The following is a 752-nucleotide window of genomic DNA, read 5'->3' as shown; positions in this document are numbered from 1 at the left end:
GTGCGACAAGAAGTTATGTCATGAATTGCTTTAATGCTGCCCTTTCCATTTGGGGTAACCCTACCAGAATGTGCGTCATTAGTAATGATGGGGTGCAAAGCTTCTGGGACAATGTGAAGCTCTCTGAAAATCCATTTCAGACTATTTGCTAGGGTAAGAGTTCCATGAGGAACGTAAAGTGAACCATTGTAAGAGTCGTTAAGTGCGCCAAGCGAAACTGGATTGATACGCTTGAACCAAAAGGTATGAAATCAGGCTTTAACGGTGGCATGACGTTAAAGCAAATGGACAAACGGTTTCCGGCTCATAGATGGCCCCTAAAGAACCCATAATTATTCATGACATAGAACTTGGTAAGCCCTATTTGTTCCCTTAAAAAGGGTAGGAACTTCGTAAGGAGCAACAATGACAAAGAGGGTAGAGGATTCAGTAAAAAGCGAATGCTGATCTGTAATAGATCAGATAGAGGTTCAAACTTTGCCTTGATCCGAAAGGATGCTGACTTACTGATGGTGTTTTCTTGTGTGAACGGAAACAAACTCACGAATGTAAGATACTCAAAGACACCAACAGGTGAGAGGCTTACAGACAGTAACGTTAGTGGGCTGTTATCCAGAATCACAAAATCAGTTATGCAAATAACTGATGCCTGATACAGAAAGGGTTTGAAAACACTCGAGCCGTATGAGGGGAAACTTTCAAGTACGGTTCCTAGGGGAGAAAGGAGGAGCAATCCTCCCGACTTACCCAAC

At 42.8% G+C, this 752-nt stretch carries 1 protein-coding gene; it reads left to right on the top strand.

Features of this window, described 5'->3' with window-relative positions:
* Window positions 1–524 precede the first annotated feature (524 nt).
* Window positions 525–653 (top strand): hypothetical protein, encoded by a 129-nt coding sequence (locus ASJ81_RS24255; protein WP_275112563.1) that lies wholly within the window; start codon window positions 525–527, stop codon window positions 651–653.
* The last annotated feature ends 99 nt before the right edge of the window (window positions 654–752 follow it).

This window comes from Methanosarcina spelaei (assembly GCF_002287235.1).
GTDB lineage: Archaea > Halobacteriota > Methanosarcinia > Methanosarcinales > Methanosarcinaceae > Methanosarcina > Methanosarcina spelaei.
Note: the sequence above shows the minus strand (reverse complement) of the source record. Positions and strands in the feature narration are given on the sequence as shown.